18 protein-coding genes are annotated in these 16,211 nt (G+C 67.0%); 12 read left to right on the forward strand and 6 right to left on the reverse strand.

Annotation, left to right across the window (positions count from 1 at the left end; translation table 11 throughout):
- The first annotated feature begins 29 nt into the window (after window positions 1–29).
- The 7 genes from ACERIM_RS17875 (at window position 30) to ACERIM_RS17905 (ending at window position 5,363) form a co-directional block, all read left to right on the forward strand.
- Window positions 30–779: an SCO family protein gene (locus ACERIM_RS17875; protein WP_373633657.1), complete on the forward strand. Its 750-nt coding sequence runs from the start codon at window positions 30–32 to the stop codon at window positions 777–779.
- A gap of 3 nt (window positions 780–782) precedes the next feature.
- Window positions 783–1,313 carry a TlpA family protein disulfide reductase gene (locus tag ACERIM_RS17880; protein ID WP_373633658.1) on the forward strand — a complete coding sequence of 177 codons (531 nt, stop codon included), beginning with the start codon at window positions 783–785 and terminating at the stop codon, window positions 1,311–1,313.
- A gap of 1 nt (window position 1,314) precedes the next feature.
- Complete coding sequence (locus tag ACERIM_RS17885; protein ID WP_006648758.1) at window positions 1,315–1,977, forward strand: cytochrome c biogenesis protein CcdA; 663 nt, start codon at window positions 1,315–1,317, stop codon at window positions 1,975–1,977.
- 144 nt (window positions 1,978–2,121) lie between these two features.
- Window positions 2,122–2,271 carry a hypothetical protein gene (locus ACERIM_RS17890; RefSeq protein WP_373633659.1) on the forward strand — a complete coding sequence of 50 codons (150 nt, stop codon included), beginning with the start codon at window positions 2,122–2,124 and terminating at the stop codon, window positions 2,269–2,271.
- A 4-nt stretch (window positions 2,272–2,275) separates the two neighbouring features.
- Complete coding sequence (locus tag ACERIM_RS17895) at window positions 2,276–2,818, forward strand: cytochrome C oxidase subunit II (protein ID WP_373633660.1); 543 nt, start codon at window positions 2,276–2,278, stop codon at window positions 2,816–2,818.
- A 2-nt stretch (window positions 2,819–2,820) separates the two neighbouring features.
- Window positions 2,821–4,563, forward strand: coding sequence for a cbb3-type cytochrome c oxidase subunit I (locus ACERIM_RS17900; RefSeq protein WP_373633661.1), 1,743 nt, complete (start codon window positions 2,821–2,823; stop codon window positions 4,561–4,563).
- A gap of 80 nt (window positions 4,564–4,643) precedes the next feature.
- On the forward strand, window positions 4,644–5,363 hold the full coding sequence (locus tag ACERIM_RS17905; protein ID WP_373633662.1) for a hypothetical protein: 720 nt from the start codon (window positions 4,644–4,646) through the stop codon (window positions 5,361–5,363).
- A 24-nt stretch (window positions 5,364–5,387) separates the two neighbouring features.
- Here the strand turns inward: ACERIM_RS17905 and ACERIM_RS17910 are convergent, their stop codons facing one another.
- The 4 genes from ACERIM_RS17910 to ACERIM_RS17925 all read right to left on the reverse strand — a co-directional run bounded on the left by ACERIM_RS17910 (window position 5,388) and on the right by ACERIM_RS17925 (window position 10,311).
- Window positions 5,388–6,080: a hypothetical protein gene (locus ACERIM_RS17910; protein WP_373633663.1), complete on the reverse strand. Its 693-nt coding sequence runs from the start codon at window positions 6,078–6,080 to the stop codon at window positions 5,388–5,390.
- Between the two features lie 128 nt (window positions 6,081–6,208).
- Window positions 6,209–8,719 carry a heavy metal translocating P-type ATPase gene (locus tag ACERIM_RS17915; RefSeq protein WP_373633664.1) on the reverse strand — a complete coding sequence of 837 codons (2,511 nt, stop codon included), beginning with the start codon at window positions 8,717–8,719 and terminating at the stop codon, window positions 6,209–6,211.
- Window positions 8,720–8,801: 82 nt separating this feature from the next.
- Window positions 8,802–9,245 (reverse strand): DUF3054 domain-containing protein, encoded by a 444-nt coding sequence (locus tag ACERIM_RS17920; protein ID WP_373633665.1) that lies wholly within the window; start codon window positions 9,243–9,245, stop codon window positions 8,802–8,804.
- A 157-nt stretch (window positions 9,246–9,402) separates the two neighbouring features.
- A complete protein-coding gene (locus ACERIM_RS17925) occupies window positions 9,403–10,311 on the reverse strand; it encodes an alpha/beta fold hydrolase (RefSeq protein WP_373633666.1) in 909 nt (302 codons plus the stop codon).
- Window positions 10,312–10,577: 266 nt separating this feature from the next.
- Between ACERIM_RS17925 and nirK the strand changes: the two genes are divergently transcribed.
- Window positions 10,578–11,636: a copper-containing nitrite reductase gene (gene nirK / locus ACERIM_RS17930; protein ID WP_373633678.1), complete on the forward strand. Its 1,059-nt coding sequence runs from the start codon at window positions 10,578–10,580 to the stop codon at window positions 11,634–11,636.
- A 94-nt stretch (window positions 11,637–11,730) separates the two neighbouring features.
- Here the strand turns inward: nirK and ACERIM_RS17935 are convergent, their stop codons facing one another.
- Together ACERIM_RS17935 and ACERIM_RS17940 are read right to left on the reverse strand one after the other, a co-directional pair.
- Complete coding sequence (locus ACERIM_RS17935; RefSeq protein ID WP_006180829.1) at window positions 11,731–11,856, reverse strand: hypothetical protein; 126 nt, start codon at window positions 11,854–11,856, stop codon at window positions 11,731–11,733.
- A gap of 126 nt (window positions 11,857–11,982) precedes the next feature.
- Window positions 11,983–12,960 (reverse strand): transcription initiation factor IIB family protein, encoded by a 978-nt coding sequence (locus tag ACERIM_RS17940; RefSeq protein WP_373633667.1) that lies wholly within the window; start codon window positions 12,958–12,960, stop codon window positions 11,983–11,985.
- 172 nt (window positions 12,961–13,132) lie between these two features.
- Between ACERIM_RS17940 and gatC the strand changes: the two genes are divergently transcribed.
- The 4 genes from gatC to ACERIM_RS17960 all read left to right on the forward strand — a co-directional run bounded on the left by gatC (window position 13,133) and on the right by ACERIM_RS17960 (window position 16,200).
- On the forward strand, window positions 13,133–13,411 hold the full coding sequence (gene gatC, locus ACERIM_RS17945) for an Asp-tRNA(Asn)/Glu-tRNA(Gln) amidotransferase subunit GatC (RefSeq protein WP_006180831.1): 279 nt from the start codon (window positions 13,133–13,135) through the stop codon (window positions 13,409–13,411).
- Between the two features lie 2 nt (window positions 13,412–13,413).
- Window positions 13,414–14,739 carry an Asp-tRNA(Asn)/Glu-tRNA(Gln) amidotransferase subunit GatA gene (gene gatA / locus ACERIM_RS17950; protein WP_373633668.1) on the forward strand — a complete coding sequence of 442 codons (1,326 nt, stop codon included), beginning with the start codon at window positions 13,414–13,416 and terminating at the stop codon, window positions 14,737–14,739.
- A 151-nt stretch (window positions 14,740–14,890) separates the two neighbouring features.
- The gene (locus ACERIM_RS17955; RefSeq protein ID WP_373633669.1) at window positions 14,891–15,304 is read left to right on the forward strand and encodes a hypothetical protein; all 414 of its coding nucleotides are present in this window, start codon (window positions 14,891–14,893) and stop codon (window positions 15,302–15,304) included.
- Between the two features lie 107 nt (window positions 15,305–15,411).
- On the forward strand, window positions 15,412–16,200 hold the full coding sequence (locus ACERIM_RS17960; RefSeq protein WP_006648747.1) for a formate/nitrite transporter family protein: 789 nt from the start codon (window positions 15,412–15,414) through the stop codon (window positions 16,198–16,200).
- Window positions 16,201–16,211: the final 11 nt, after the last annotated feature.

Consider the following 16,211-nt stretch of genomic DNA (forward strand, 5'->3'; position numbering starts at 1 on the left):
ACCACCGACAGCCGCAAGGAGCAACTATCATGAACCGCCCAGATCCGACTCTCGATCGACGAACGGTACTGCAGACAGTGGGCGCGACGGCCCTCGGCGCGTCCGTCGCGGGGTGTTTGTCCCGGAACGGCGCCGACAGCGACGGCGACAGGCCCGTCCTGTCAGCGCCCGAAAACCACGAGCGGATCAAGAAAGCGGGGCTTCCGCACCCGATTTACGGGGAGGAGATTCCCGAAGCCACGGTCCCGGCACCGCTCCACGAGCGCTCGATCACGACCACGGCGTTCACCGGCGACCGTCACCTGATGCTGACGTTCATATACACCAGCTGTACGACTGTCTGTACGGGACTGACCGCCGCCCTGCGGCGAGTGCAGGCCGATGCGACCGATCGCGACTACGCGGACGAGATCGCGTTCCTCCCGACGACGTTCGATCCGGAATACGACACGGCGGACGTCCTTGAGGCCTACGGCAAGGACTACGGCGTCGACTTCGACGCTGGGAACTGGTATTTCCTCCGGCCGGACACGCCCGACGACGCGAAGGCCGTCGTTCAGGACACGTTCGGCGTCGCGTTCGAGCAGGGCGACGAGTCGTCCGACGGCGGGGACGACGAGACGGATCACGATGACATGAATCACGACCGACAGTTCGTCCATACGTCCCTGATCCTGCTCGTGAACAAGGACGGCGTCGTCGAGCGGGCCTACACGGGCGGCTCGCCCGACGGCAACGATATCGTCGAGGACGCACGGACCGTCGTGGAGGGGTGGTGACCGATGCGCCGTCGCGAGGTCCTCGTGGGAGTCACCGGACTCGCCGCCCTCGGCGGCGGCGCGCTCGCGGTCGGCGGATGGAACCCCCTCGAGAGCGGCGACGCCATCGAGCCGATCGAACTCGAGACGATCGACGCGCCCGGAAGTACCGCGGGCACCGCCAGCGTTCCCGAACGCGGCCGCGTGACGTTCGTCGAACTGTTCGCCACCTGGTGTGGCGTCTGTGAGAGCCAGATGGAGCCGCTCGCGGCGGTCCACGGGACGGTCGACGACGAGGCCCAGTTCGTCTCCGCGACGAGCGAACCCGTCGGGAACACCGTCACTCGAGACGACATCGCGACCTGGTGGCGCGATCACGACGGCGATTGGCCCGTCGCACTCGATACCGATCTCGAACTGACGGAGGCCCTCGACGCCTCGGGCGTTCCGTACGCGTTCGTGCTGGACGAATCGAACACGGTCACGTGGTCCGGTCGTGGGCGCAAATCGGCCGACGAGATCCGATCGGCGATCGACGCTGCCGGGGGTGGGTGACATGGCGAGTGGCGAACTCCTCGGCACCGTGGTGTTCGCCCTCGGTGCCGGCATGGCCACGTTCTTTTCACCGTGTGCGTACGCGCTCTTGCCCGGGTATGTCGGCTACTACGTCGCCGCGACCGGTGACGAGACCGCGCCGCCGCTGTCGGGGACGCTCGCCCGCGGGCTCGCTGCCGCCGCCGGCGCGGTGGGGGTCCTTGGCGCGCTCTCGGTCGCCGCGGTCGTCGCGGGCGAGACGGTCGGCCAGACGTTACCGCTACTCGAGTACGGCGTCGGCGTCGGATTGATCGTACTCGGGATCTGGGTGGCGTACGGCGGCAGTGGTGCCGTCCACGTCCTCCTGCCCGAGCGCCGGTCGACCGTTCTCGGGTTCGGCCTCTTCGGCGCGATGTACGCGCTGGCGGCGGTCGCCTGTGTCCTCCCGCTGTTCCTCGGGCTCGCGTTTCGGTCGCTGACGATGCCGCCGCTCGAGACGGCACTGGTACTCGGGACGTACGCTGTCGGGTTCGGATCACTGACGGTCGCGATCACGGTCGCGACGGCCTTCGGCTACGCACTGGGTGCCGGCCGCATCGCCGGCTACGTCGACCGCGTGGTCCGACTGGCAGGGGTCGTGCTGGTCGTGGCCGGCCTCGGCCAGCTGTACGTCGCCGCAGTCTGACGCCACCTCGGCCGCGATCCTTTCTCCGACCTGTCACCATTAGCACCTGCCATCAGTTTATTCGGCTCTTCAGCGGCTCTGATGGGAATATGTGCGGGGGAATCGATATGCAAGTTCCACAAGGAGATCGGGTCGAACGGAGCTATGGCACCATCACAACGAACCGAATCAGAACCGACGATGCAACGATTGTACGACCGCATCTGGCTACTCGCAGCGGCAGCGCTCCTGTTTTTCGTGCTGTCGTACGTTGCGTGGGGCTGGATAGACGTCTTCTCGGTTCCCATGGGGTGATTCGATGACGTCACCGATCAAACCCCCGGACGGAAACTGGTGGGACCAACCCGTCAACAGGCGCGAATCGATCTGGCTCGGGCTCGGCGTCGGCTGGTCGCTGATCCTCTTCGGCTGGATGAGCGCCTGGACCCGGGTCGGCGACCAGAACCCCATCGGCGAGACGTTCCGCGTCGAGGACGAGGAGTTCCGCGAGAAGCTGACTGACTACAAAGAGCGCGCCGAGGAGACCGACGACGGCCTCGTTCCGCCGGAACAGGACGTCTATATCCAGGCGATGCGGTTCCAGTGGGACGGCGCACCGGTCGTCCTCGAGACGGGAACGGAGTACGACTTCCACCTCAACTCGATGGACGTCCAACACGGCTTCTCGCTTCGTCCCGAGGACGCACTGAGCAAACAGATCAACCTGCAGGTGCTGCCCGGCTACGAGTGGGTCGTGCCGATGACCTTCGACGAACCCGGTACCTACCACATCATCTGTAACGAGTTCTGCGGGCAGGGCCACCGGAGCATGCACGGCACCATCGTCGTGGAGGAGGGATAACGATGGCACACAAACTAGACGTTCTCGGGCTGTTCGACAACGAGTACCGTGAGGACGGCTACCGGACCTGCTCCGTGACGGGCCTCGAGGTCCACCGCTCCGCCGAGAACCATATCAAACTGTTCGGGCTCACGGCGGTCGTCGCCCTGTTGTACGGTGGGATCTTCGCCTTCACCGTCGCGATGACCCGCTGGGAAGTGATCGGGCTGCTCGAGCCCGGGGCCTTCTATACCCACCTGAGCCTGCACGCCTGGAACCTGCTGATCTTCTGGATGGTGTTCATGGAAATCGCCATCCTCTATGTCGGCGGGCCGATGGTGCTTGGCAGACGGCTGCCGTTCACGAAGATCGCGAAGGCCGGCTGGCTCGTCATGGCCGCCGGGGCGGTCCTGGTCAACTACGCCATCTGGACCACGGAAGCACCCAACGAGGCACCGCTGTTGACGGCTTACGTGCCGATGCCGATCTCGCCGCTGTTCTACGCGGGTGCGATCGTCTTCATTTTGGGCACGGTCGTCGCAGCGCTGCCGTTCTTCGCAACGATGTGGTTCGAGAAACGCGAAAACCCCGGCAAGACGCTGCCGCTGGTCAGTTTCGCCGCCTTCGTCACGTCGATCATCGCCGTCGAGGCGCTGGTCGGCGGCCTGCTCGCGTTCGGTCCCGCCCTGCTGTGGCGTCTCGAGATCATCGAGTGGTGGGACGCGGCCTGGTACCGCCAGATGTACTGGATCATCGGCCACGGCACCCAGCAGATCAACCTCGTGGCGATGATCGCGGTCTGGTACTTCGTAACACACGTCGTCGCGGGCGCGGAGGTCGCCAGCGAGAAGATCTCGCGGACGGCCTTCATCCTGTACCTGTTCTTCATCAACCTCGGGGCGGCACACCACCTGCTGTCCGACCCCGCCGTCTCGACCGGCTGGCGGATCTGGAACACGTCCTACGCGTTCTACGGGGCGACGTTCGCGAGCCTGATCCACGCGTTCACCATCCCTGCCGGGCTCGAGGCAGGCCGGCGTAAACGCGGGAAAGGCGGCGGCCTGTTCGGCTGGCTGACGTCCGCGCCGTGGTCGAATCCCGTGTTCTCCTCGACGATCTTCTCGATCATCCTCTTTGGCTTCCTCGGGGGGATTACGGGTGTCATGATGGGCCAACTCCAACTCAACATGACCTGGCACAACACGTTCGCGACGGTCGGGCACTTCCACGGCACCGTCGTCCTCGGGACCACGGTCGCGTTCATGGGCCTGGTCTTCTTCGTGATCCGGACGATGTTCATGCGCCAGTATATCTCCGAGCGGCTGGCCTCGATCCAGCCGTATTTCTACTCGGCCGCGATGGGCGTGGCCGTCCTGATGATGATGTACGTGGGTATCCTCTACGGGATCCCGCGCCGAACCGCCGAGGTCGTCGAGAACATCCCCGGCACCGAGTTCAGCCTCTCGGCCGCCGCACCGCTGTTTGCGGTCTTCGGGATCTTCGCCCTGCTCGCGATCGCCGGCGGCGTGTTGTTCGTCCTCGTGGCGGTCGGCTCGCTGGTCTTTGGCGACCGCGTCGAGAACGGCGACAACGCCGACCTCGTCGCCGACGGCGGCCTCGGGATGGCACAGGATCCCGATGACCCCGTCCACGCCTACGAGATGCGCGGCACGTTCGTCCTCTGTCTGGTCTTTCTCGCGGCGTTCGTGATCACCTACCTGCTGAACTGGTATCTGCTCACGCAACTCTGGTCGATCGGGGCCTAACCGATCGGCCCCGACCCCTGACGAACCGACCGCCCCTCGCGGGCGAACCGACGCTCGACCCACCGATCACCGACGAACGAATGACAGCATCCGACACCGACGCGACCGCATCGCCGCTCGAGTACGTCAGGCACGTCGTCCAACAGGCCTGGCGTGACATCTTGAGCGTGTACTACGCGAACACGCCGATCTGGCGGCTGTTCAAGAGCGTCGGCCTGCTCTTTTTCGGCTTCTTCTGCTGGACGGCGTCGAACCTCCTGTTTTCCTACGGGGTCGAGTGGACGATCCTCGAGTACGTGCGAGCCTACGGCTTCGCCCTCATCGTATGGGGGCCATTGACACACGCCGTAGTCGTCCCGCTGGTGATCCGGCTCCGGCGGACCGCAAACAGGCCCATCGTCCGGACGATCGCCCGTAACGGGTCCAAGATCAACCTCTCGATCTTCCTCGCGATCGTCCTGATTCTGGGGACGGCCCCGATCTCGCCGATGATACTCGACTTCCAGCCAGCCTCCGACGCCGGCTCGAGCGCGGACGTAAACCCCGATCTCACCTGTACGCAGGCGGACGGGGAGATCACCTGCGAACTCTCCGACTCCGAGGGGATCGACAGCGTCGTGGTGACCAGCGGTGGAAGCGAGGTGACACGGACCGAGCAACCGCCGTACAACGTCACGTTCCGGGAGGCCGACCTCGAGGAGACGGTCGGTCAGAAGGAGTTCATCGTCGAACTCCGCGACGAGGACGGTGAGACGCTGCGGCGGTACCGGCGGTCCATGGCGTCGGTGTCCGAAGCCTAACTCGTCACCGATCGCCGGAACGGCTCAATCGAAGGCCGTGACGAGATCACCCGCCGCGAGCGGGTCCGGGGCGTTGGCTTCCCGCTCGTTCGGCTCCACCGTCGTCGCGTCGTCGTATTCGACCCTGGCTGCGCCGGTTTCGTCGACTGCGTAGACGACGCCGCTGGGCGCAGCGTCGGCGACCGAAACTGCACCGTCCTCGTGGAGTACTGACCCGACGGCACCGACTCGATAGAGGAATACGATGTGCGGGTTCTTGGCCCACAGTTCGCTGTCTTGGACGCCGTAGTAGACGTTGAGGACGCGGCCGGACCCCGAGCGGTCACAGAGTTCCTCGTGGGTCACGTACGCGTTCTCGAACTCGCGGACGAAGTCGACGACCGCGTCCGTCCCGAACTCGGTCGGTGGCTCCGGATACGGAAGCGTCGCCGCCGTCTCGTACTCGCGAGTATCGCCGCCTTCGTCGACCGTGATCCGTTCCGACTCCCGCTTGCACTCGGGACGAACTAGCCCGTCTTCGAATTGACTCCGGACGGTCGCCTTCTCACCCCCTCTTTCGGATCGATCCGAACCGTCGTCAACGGGCCGGTCCGCATCATCGTCGTCCGATCGATCCGTTTCGCTCCCGGTTCGACCCTCGTCGGCACCGTCGTCGAGACAGCCGGCGACCGCTCCCGTTACCGCGCCGGCCGTCGACAGCATCGCTCGTCGGTTCATATACGAACGTGTTGGAGATCCGACTGCATAAACCCGGCTCGAGCTAAAACGGCCGTTTCAGTTATCCGGAACGGGTATCGAGGCGGTGAGACCCCGGCGTTGGCCCTCGAGGCGTCGCGGGCCCCGGGTTACCGATCGTCCGACAGCACCGGCCGCGAGGAGTTGACGACGACGATTGCGCTGCTGGTCGCCATCGCGACGGCGGCGAACAACGGGTTGAGCAACCCCGCTGCTGCCAGTGGGATCGCGACCGCGTTGTACAGCAGTGCCCAGCAGACGTTCTCGCGGATGCGCCGTCGCGTGCCCGCTGCGAGATCGAACACGGCGGGGACGGCGCGGAGATCGCTCCCGGTCACGACGGCGTCGGCGGCGTCGGTCGCGCGAGCGGTCCCGCTGTCGAGGGCGATCCCGACGTCCGCGGCCGCCAGTGCGGGCGCGTCGTTGGTTCCGTCGCCGACCATCGCGGTGGTCCCCTCGTCGGCGAGCCGCCGGACGGTCTCGACTTTGCCGTCCGGCGGGACGCCCGCGAAGACCCGATCGACCGCCGGATGGTCACGGAACGTCGCCGTCGCGGCTTCGTCGTCGCCCGTCAGGACGATCACCTCGCGGTCGGCGACCGACTCGAGGACCTCGCGCCACTCCGCCCGTCGGCGGTCCCCAACGACCGCGACGGCCCGCGCCCGCCCGTCGTAGCCGACGACCGTGGGAAGGTCGCCGTCGGCTCGCGCCTCGTCGATCGCCGTCTCGAGTGGCGCCGGGATCGGACCGACCAGCCGTTCGACGAGGTCGGGCGTCCCCACCACGACTCGGCGAGGGGACGTGCCCGACGGCTCGGGCGCCCGCTCCTCGGGCGCGGGCCGATCGGACGCCTCGAGACCGACCGTCGCACTCACGCCCTCGCCGGGGTGTCGTTCGAAGTCGGTCACCGCGAGGTCGTGATCGCGAGATGGCAAGTCGCCGGCCGCCGCGGCGTCGACGGTGCCGCCGTCGGACGCGACCGGGCCGGCGGTTTCCGCGCCCCCGTTTTCGGCCCTCTTGGCCGCAGCGTGGGCGACGATAGCGTCCGCCACCGGATGTTCGGAGCGGCGTTCGACGGCCGCGGCGAACGCGATCGACGAGTCATCGCCGTGGACCTCACGGACCGACATCTCGCCAGCGGTCAGCGTGCCGGTCTTGTCGAAGACGACCGTCTCGGCGGCCGACGCCGACTCGAACAGGGCCGCGTTCGCGACCACGATCCCGCGCTCTAAGGCGTCGCGCAGTCCGGACGCGACCGCCAGCGGCGTCGCCAGCCCCATGGCACAGGGACAGGAGACGACGAGTACCGTCAGCCCCGTCAACACGGCGTCGCCGACGGGCGTCCCCGTCGCGAGCCGCCAGGCCGTGACGAGGACTGCGACGGTCACGACGAGGGGGACGAAGACCGTCGCGAGCCGGTCGGCCAGCCGCTGGACGCCCGGGGTCGCACTCTGGATCTCCCACATGAGCGTCGCGATCCGGTCGAGCGTACTCTCGGCGTCCTCGCCGACCTTGAGGACGAGCGCGCTGTCGGTCACGATCGCGCCGCCGACGACCCGGTCGCCCGGCTCCTTGGTGACCGGCAGGGACTCCCCCGTGAGGACCGACTCGTCGACCGCCGCCGTCCCCTCACGGACGATCCCGTCGACCGGAATCCGCTCGCCCGGTTTGACGAGCAGTTCGTCGCCGGCCGCGAGCCGATCGACGGGGACCGTTTCGGTCCCCTCCGGTATGCGGCGGGTCGCTTCCCGGACCTGCGCGGCAGTCACGTCCGCAAGCAGATCGGTGGCCCGGCGCTTGATCCGGCGTTCGTAGTAGGTGCCAAGCGAGACGATCATGATCACGGCGACGGTCACGTCGTAGTAGAGGTGGGTACTGCCCGTCGCCAGCGCGACCGTACTGTAGGCGTAGGCCGAGACGGCGGCGACGGCGATCAGCAGGTCCATGTTCGGCTGGCCGACCCGCAGGCTGACGTACGCGCCCCGCAGGACGGGATAGCCGGTATAGCACAGGACGCCGGTCGTCAACAGCCCGATTATCGCCATCGGCAGGTAGATTCCGACCGGTGAGGTCGCGTCGACCGAGAGGATCCCCGTCTCGATGCCGACGTAGCTCGGATAGAGATAGAACAGGTACCACGGCATGATCAACATCGCGAGAAAGCCGCCGACCAGCAGCCGCTGGACCAGTTCCGTCTCGTCTCGCCGGCCGCCGTCGCCGTCGCGGAACCGCGCCTCGTAGCCGTAGCCCGAGAGCCGCTCGGGGAGATCGGCCCGCTCGAGCCGCTCGGGATCGTAGACGACCCGGGCGGTGTCGGTCGCGTAGCTCGCCTCGACGGTCAGGATACCCGGCTCGTCCTCGCCCAGCAGCGAGACGAACCCCTCGCAGGTCGAGCAGTGCATCCCGTCGACCGCCAGAAACGTCTCCTCGGCCCCCGCCGGGACCTCGCGGTCGGTCGACTCCCGCGCGCGATCGACTACTGCCTCGCGCTCGAGTCCGTCAACGTCGTCGAGGGTCGCACTCACCTCGAGACAGCCGCGACAGCAGAACGTCCCCTCGAGGTCGGCCGCGGTCACCGGTTCGTCGGGGATCGGCAGCCCGCAGAGCGAGCAGGAACTCATCTCACGGTCGAACGTCGTCGACGAGTCGGGGAAGCCGTAGTCCCGAACGAGTTCGGGTTAGCGGCCGATGATCGAAGCGGGATCACTCGCGGCCCGCCCGCCAGCGGTGGCCGGCCGTCACCGCCAGCCGCCACGGAAGAATAAAACCGAGCCCGAGGACGGCGTTGACCAGCAGGAACTCGGGCGGTGCGCCGCCGAGGAACAGCGACGACGAGCGAATGAGACCGCCGATCAGGGTCGCGACGATCCACGCGACGGCGACGACTGCGAGGGTGCGCCGAACCGACTCGAGGACTCGTCCCCGATAGGCCCCGAGAAGCGGCGCAGCGATCGCCCAGCCGATCACGAACGGGGTCGCCGTTCGAAGGGTGTAGGCCGGGAACGTCCATGGTTCCATCGCGTGCATGAACAGGCCGACGCCGATGAACGCCACGACGACGAGCGCGTCGACGACGGCTACCGACAGGACGAACGGTTCGGTGACGATTCGACCGACCGACTGTGGCTGTATGCGGGATTCGATCATACTAGTCCTCGAGCGCCGCACGGACCGACGAGACGGGCCGTGATCGCCGGTGGCCTGGTACGGAGCGACTCGTTTGGGCCGACGCTCCCGTCGGATGCGGTTCCTCTCCCGAACGTGTTCTGCCGATCCGATCGGTCCCCGGTATCACCGGAGCCGGTCAAGCAGCCAGATGTGCGAGGATTTCGTCGGTGAGCCGCGCCGGCGCTTCGTGTGGCACCCAGTGGCTCGTCTCCGGGAGCAACTCGAGCCGCCCGTCGGCACACAGCATCGCGCTGTCGACCGCCAGCGAGGGGACGAGCGCGACGTCGTCCTCGCCCCAGACGACGAGCGTCGGCGGCTCGATCGGCTCGGTCGGGGACCGAGGCGGATACCGGGCGGCCGCTCGATACCAGTTCAACATCGCCGTCAGCGCCCCCGTTCGGTCCCAGGCCCGGCGGTAGCGGGCCAGCTCGTCGTCGCGAACCGTTCTCGGGGCGGCCGTCCCACGAAGGGCCCGCTCGAGAACGCGGTAGTCGTCGTAGCGGGCGACGCGTTCGGGAAGCCACGGCACCTGGAACCAGAGGGCGTACCAGCTCCGGCGCAGTTGCGCCGGGTTCGATACGAGCTGGCGTTGGTAGGCGGTCGGATGCGGGGCGTTCACGATCGTCAGGCGGTCGACGACCTCGGGGTGGTGAGCGGCAACCGACCAGGCGACCATGCCGCCCCAGTCGTGGCCGACGATTGCCGCGCGTTCGCGATCCTCGGTCCCGATCAGTTCGACCACGTCCCGCGTCAGTTCGGTGAGACGGTACGAACCGACGCCGTCGGGTTTCTCGCTTCGGTTGTAACCGCGCTGATCGGGCACGACGACCCGATAGCCGGCATCGACGAGCGGCCCGATGACCCGCCGCCACCCGTACCAGAACTCGGGGAACCCGTGGAGCAAGACCACCAGCGGCGCCGACTCGTCACCGGCGGCGACGACGTGCAGGTCGACCCCGTTGACCGTTCGGCGACTCGAGTCCAGTTCGACCGACGAAACGGTCGCCTCGAGTACCGCGTCCGAAGCGCGTCCGTGTGGCTCCATGCCACCGACTTGACCGAGATCCAACATATCCGTTTGGGTCGGCCACGCTCGAGAGTCGCTTCCCGCTGGGAGTGGGACCGATGAAGGGGCTGAATTCGTGCCGGTCGACGAAATCAAACGGAAGAGGGTATTTAATGGACCCTCATATCCGGGGAACCGACGATCGGATTACTATCCGACGGGAAGCATCGTGATGGTTGATCATACGTCCACCACTATGTGTAGATAGGACAATGACCCAATCCAATCTCACCCGACGACGGGCGATGCAGGCGATCGGAGCGACCGGCGCGTTGGCAGTCGCCGGCTGCCTCGGTGGCGACACGCAGACCGACAGCGGGAACGGCGACCAGTCGGCGGCTGAGGACGAGGGGCTGCCAGCGGCCAAAGCCGTCGACGTCGACCGCATCGCGCGGGACCCGACCGACATTCCGGACCCGGTCGACTGGAACGAGCCCCGCGAACACGACGTCACGATCCGGACCGAGCGGGTCACGGCCGAGATCGAGCCCGGGGTCACCTTCGACTACATGACCTTCGAGGGGCAGGTTCCCGGGCCGATGCTCCGAGTGCGCCGCGGCGACCGGGTGAACCTCACCTTCGACGTCCCCGACGACCTGAACGTGGCCGCTCACAACATGGACTTCCACGCGGTCTACGGCCCCGGCGGCGGTGCCGACGCGACCACGATCGCGCCCGGCGACGACCCCACCCAGATCAGCTTCACCGCCGATTACGCCGGCGTGTTCATCTACCACTGCGCGATCCCGAACATGGACCAGCACATCAGCGCGGGCATGTTCGGTTCGATCCTCGTCGAGCCCGAGGACGGCCTCCCCGAGGTCGACAACGAGTTCTACCTCGGCCAGCACGAGATCTACACGGACGGCGACCTCGGCGAGGAAGGCCACCACGGCTTCGACTTCGATGCGATGCTCAAGGAAGAGCCCACCTACGTCGTGTTCAACGGCCAGGCCTACGGCTTCACCCCCGACGGCGGTGTCCCCATGGAGGCCAACACCGGCGAAACTGCGCGGGTGTACTTCGCCAACGGTGGCCCGAACCTGCTGAGTTCGTGGCACGCGATCGGCAACGTCTGGAGTCGCTTCTACCGCGACGGTGACCTCCTGACCGACCCCGATCTGAACGTCGAGACCGCTCCCGTCGCACCCGGCACCACCGCTGCGGCCGAAATGGAGTTCCCCGTCCCCGGCCCCGTCAAGATCGTCGACCACGCCCTGACTCGTGCCGCCCGCCGCGGCGCACTCGGCGTCGTCGACGTCACCGGCGACCCCACCCGCGACATCTACGACGAGGACCCGTGAGCGGGATCGGATCCGGACGACTTTTTTGCGCGTGACGCCACCCGTCGCCGAGCCGAGACCTCGAAACCGACGCGTCGCGTCCACGGGAGCGTCGTCAGGTCCAGACGTGGAGACAATCGGTCGAACAGAAGTGGAGGTCGACCGACTCCCGTCCGTCCGGTTCGACGTAGGTCGTCAACGTGTACGCGACCGCGTCGGAATCGCAGTTGTCACAGTGCATACGGCCACGGTCACGACGACCACCCTTGAGTATCGACCTGTTAAAATATCGTTCTCGTGATTGTTCGGCGAGTAAGACAGTATTGGAACGCGACAATCACGGGTTGATCGTCGGTCGCGACGCAACTCATGCCGGTGCGCCGCCGTCGGCCTCGAGCAGTTCCTTGTAGCGGTTGCGGATGGTGACCTCGGAGATGCTGGCGACGTCGCTGACGTCGTTTTGGGTGACCTTCTCGTTGGTCAGGAGGGCGGCGGCGTAGACGGCGGCCGCGGCGAGGCCGACCGGGGACTTGCCGCTGTGGACGCCGCGTTCCTTGGCCGTCGACAGGAGGTCGCGAGCGCGGCGTTCGGTCTCATCGGCGAGATCGAGATCGCTGGCGAACCGGGGGACGTAGCTCTCGGGATCGGCCGGCTGGACCTCGAGGCCGAGTTCCCGGACGACGTACCGGTAGGTACGGGCGATCTCGGCTTTCTCGACGCGGCTGACCGCCGAAATCTCGTCGAGACTGCGGGGGGTGCCGGCCTGTCGGGCGGCGGCGTACAGCGACGCCGTGGCGACGCCTTCGATCGAGCGGCCCGGCAGCAGGTCCTCCTCGAGGGCACGCCGATAGATCACGCTCGACGTTTCGCGGACGTTCTCGGGGAGACCGAGGGCAGAGGCCATCCGGTCGATCTCGCCCAGCGCCTGCTTGAGGTTGCGCTCCTTGGAGTTACGGGTGCGAAAGCGCTCGTTCCAGGTACGCAGGCGCTGCATCTTCTCGCGTTGGCGACTCGAGAGCGAGCGGCCGTAGGCGTCCTTGTCCTGCCAGCCGATGTTGGTCGAGAGCCCCTGGTCGTGCATCATGTTGGTCGTCGGCGCGCCGACGCGGGACTTCTCGTCTTTCTCGGCGGCGTCGAACGCGCGCCATTCGGGGCCGCGGTCGATCTCGTCTTCCTCGACGACGAGGCCACAGTCCGTACAGACCGTCTCGGCACGTCCGTCGTCGGAAACCAGTCGGCCACCACACTCGGGACACTCGGTTCGCTCGTCGGCGGTCTCGGTCGATGTCTCGGACTCGGTTTGGCGGGGCTCGTCGCTTCGCGTTCGGATGGGTGAGTCTGTCATTGTCAGCGAGACGGGTACCAGTGGCTGGAAAACGTTCTCGTGACCCATATAACGGAATCATGTCAGTTAAACGCTGGGATCGAGACAGTCCGCGGCGGGCAGCGGTCGGCGGACGGTTCGACGGCCCCGCGGTATCGAAACCCTTACTCTCCGGAGGCCGGTCTGACCACGTATGAGCGACGACGCCGTCAGTCCCGAGGAGGTCCGCCACGTCGCGGAGCTGGCCCGCGTCGACCTCGACGACGAAGAGGTCGACCGGTTCACCGGGCAGTTCGCGGACATCCTCGAGTACTTCGAGACCCTAGACGAGGTGCCGGCAGTCGATCGGGACGCCGATCTCGCGAACGTGATGCGGCCCGACGAGGAACGCGAATCGCTCTCGAGCGAGGACGCGCTCCGGAACGCGTCGGAAACCGAGGACGGCTACTTCAAGGGGCCCAACGTCTCGTAACCATGTCCGAGGACATTTTCATCACCGAAGAGCGAATCGAGGGAGCCGACGACGGCCCGCTCGCCGGTCGGACGGTCGCGGTCAAGGACAACATCTCGACCGAGGGGGTCCGGACGACCTGCGGCTCGCGGATGCTCGAGGACTACGTCCCGCCCTACGACGCAACGGTCGTCTCGCGGCTGAAGGAGGCCGGCGCGACCATCGTCGGCAAGGCCAACATGGACGAGTTCGGCATGGGGACGACCACCGAGACCTCCTACTTCGGCGCGACGGACAACCCCGCCGCGCCGGGCCACGTTCCCGGGGGCTCCTCGGGGGGTTCCGCGGCCGCCGTCGCCGCCGGCGAGGCCGACCTCGCGCTGGGGTCGGACACCGGCGGCTCGGTCCGCTGTCCCGCCGCCTTCTGCGGCGTCGTCGGCATCAAGCCCACCTACGGCCTCGTCTCGCGGTACGGCCTCGTCGCCTACGGCAACAGCTTAGAGCAGATCGGCCCCTTCGGCGAGACCGTCGAGGAGGCCGCCGAACTGCTGGACGTGATCGCCGGCAGCGACGAGCGCGATGCGACGACACGCGAGGCGCCACGCGCCTCGGATGGTCGAACGAGCGACGCCCGTGAGACACGCGAGGCGCCCCTCGAGGCCGACGAAACCTACGCCGACGCCGCGACCGGTGACGTCGACGGGCTCTCGATCGGCGTTCCGACGGAGCTGCTCGAGGGAGCCGACGAGGGGGTCGTCGAGACGTTCTGGGACGCCATCGCCGACCTGGAGGATCGGGGCGCGGAGTACCACGAGGTCTCGCTTCCCTCGGTCGAACACGCCGTCGAGGCTTACTACGTGATCGCGATGTCGGAGGCTTCGTCGAACCTCGCGCGGTTCGACGGCGTCCGCTACGGGCAGTCGGGCGGCTACGACGGCAACTGGAACGAGACCTTCGCGAAAGCGCGCGAGGAGGGGTTCGGCGACGAGGTCAAACGGCGGATTCTGCTGGGGACCTACGCACTCTCCGCCGGCTACCACGACAAGTACTACGAGAAGGCCCAGGACGCCCGCGCGTGGGTCAAACAGGACTTCGACGATGCCCTCGCGGAGGCGGACGTCCTCGCCAGCCCGACGATGCCGGTGCCGCCGTTCGAACTCGGCGAGAGCCTCGAGGATCCGCTGCAGCTGTATCTCGCCGACGCGAACACCGTGCCGGTGAACCTCGCGGACCTGCCCGCGATTTCGGTGCCGGCCGGCGAAACGGACGGGCTCCCCGTCGGTCTCCAACTGATCGGCCCCGCATTCGGCGAACGGCGGCTGATCCGAGCGGCGAGCGCGCTCGCCTGAGACGGGTTGCTGTCCCGATTTCCCGGCGCAACCGCTGCCCGGGTCGCGATTGCGCCGGCAATGACTGACAGGAAACCGTCTGAACGACGGATAGATTTTTGTGTACGTCTGTCAATCCTCTGCGTACCGAACGGTTCACTCGAGGGGACTTATGAAAATCGCACAGGATCAGGAGGTCGAATTCGACGAATTCTCGCGGGCGTGTGATCTCGTCGAGAGCTATTTCGGGGAGACGATCGATGACGTCGCGTTGCACGCGCCGGTTTCCCGCCGGCAGCTCACCGCGGTCCTCGCGCGCGCACAGTTGTCGGGCCGACAGCTCGCCATCGACGGCCTGACCGAGGAGGGCGAGGTCGTCTATCAGTCCGACGACGAAACGCTGCTGTGGCTCGACGGCGGATTCTGGACGGATATGCGCGGCCAGCACCACCTAGAGCCCGACGAGGGCCGGGCCGCACGAGAGGTCCACCGGCGACTCATCGAAGCGTTAGACGGCGACGTTTCCTACTACAACCGCGAACGCGACCCCTTCGTTCTCATCGAACGGCTTGATCCCTACGAGTGATCGATTCCGCCGGGCCGCCGGGGTCGGCTCCCGACCCGACGCACAGTGTCTCGACGTCCGGCGTATTCATGTCCCGCTCTTATTCATCAACGAACCGTAACTAGCCCGTGTCCGTCGCGCCGGATCCCGCCGAGATATTCGATCGGGCCGTCGACGAGGGCCAGCGACGACTCGAGCAGTCGCTGCTCGAACTCGCGGCGACCAGCTTCATCGCGGGGTTTACGATCGTCTTCGGCATCGTCGCACTCGGCGTCGTCGACGGACTCGTCGAACCGCAGTTCGGCGAGGCCGCACACGTGGCTGGCGCGCTCACCTTCGGCGTCGGCATGGTGTTTCTGGTCATCGGCCGCACGGAACTGTTCAACGAGAACTTCTTCGACCCGGTCGCGGCGGCGGCCGCTCGGGACGGCACGTGGCTGCTGGTCCCGATCGGTCGCCTGTGGGCGGTCACGCTCGTCTTCAACCTCGTCGGCGGGTTCCTCTTCGCGGTCGTCTTCGCCGTCGACGGGGTGCTGCCGCCGGAGTCGGCACACGCGCTGTCCGGCACCGCCGAGGGGATCGTCAACCGACCGGCGAGGGGGATTTTCGCGAGCGCGATCGTCGGCGGGGCGCTCGTGAGCCTCCTGTCGTTCCTCCTGGCGGCGGCCGACAGCGTCGGAAGCCGGCTCGCGCTGGCCTATCTCGTCGGCTTCCTGTTGGCGCTTGGCCCCTTCGACCACGTGGTCGTCACCGCGATCCACGTCTTCTTCGGGTACCTCTTCGACGCGGCGATCGGTTCCGGCGCGCTCGGGGAGACGATCGCCGTCTCGGCCGCCGGTAACGTCGTCGGCGGTATTGGGCTGGTCACGTTCGCTCACGTCGCGCAGGTGCGGGGCGCGGACGGACGCGACGACTGACCGGGGCGAGA

Source organism: Natrinema sp. H-ect1 (assembly GCF_041821105.1).
Lineage (GTDB): Archaea > Halobacteriota > Halobacteria > Halobacteriales > Natrialbaceae > Natrinema > Natrinema thermotolerans.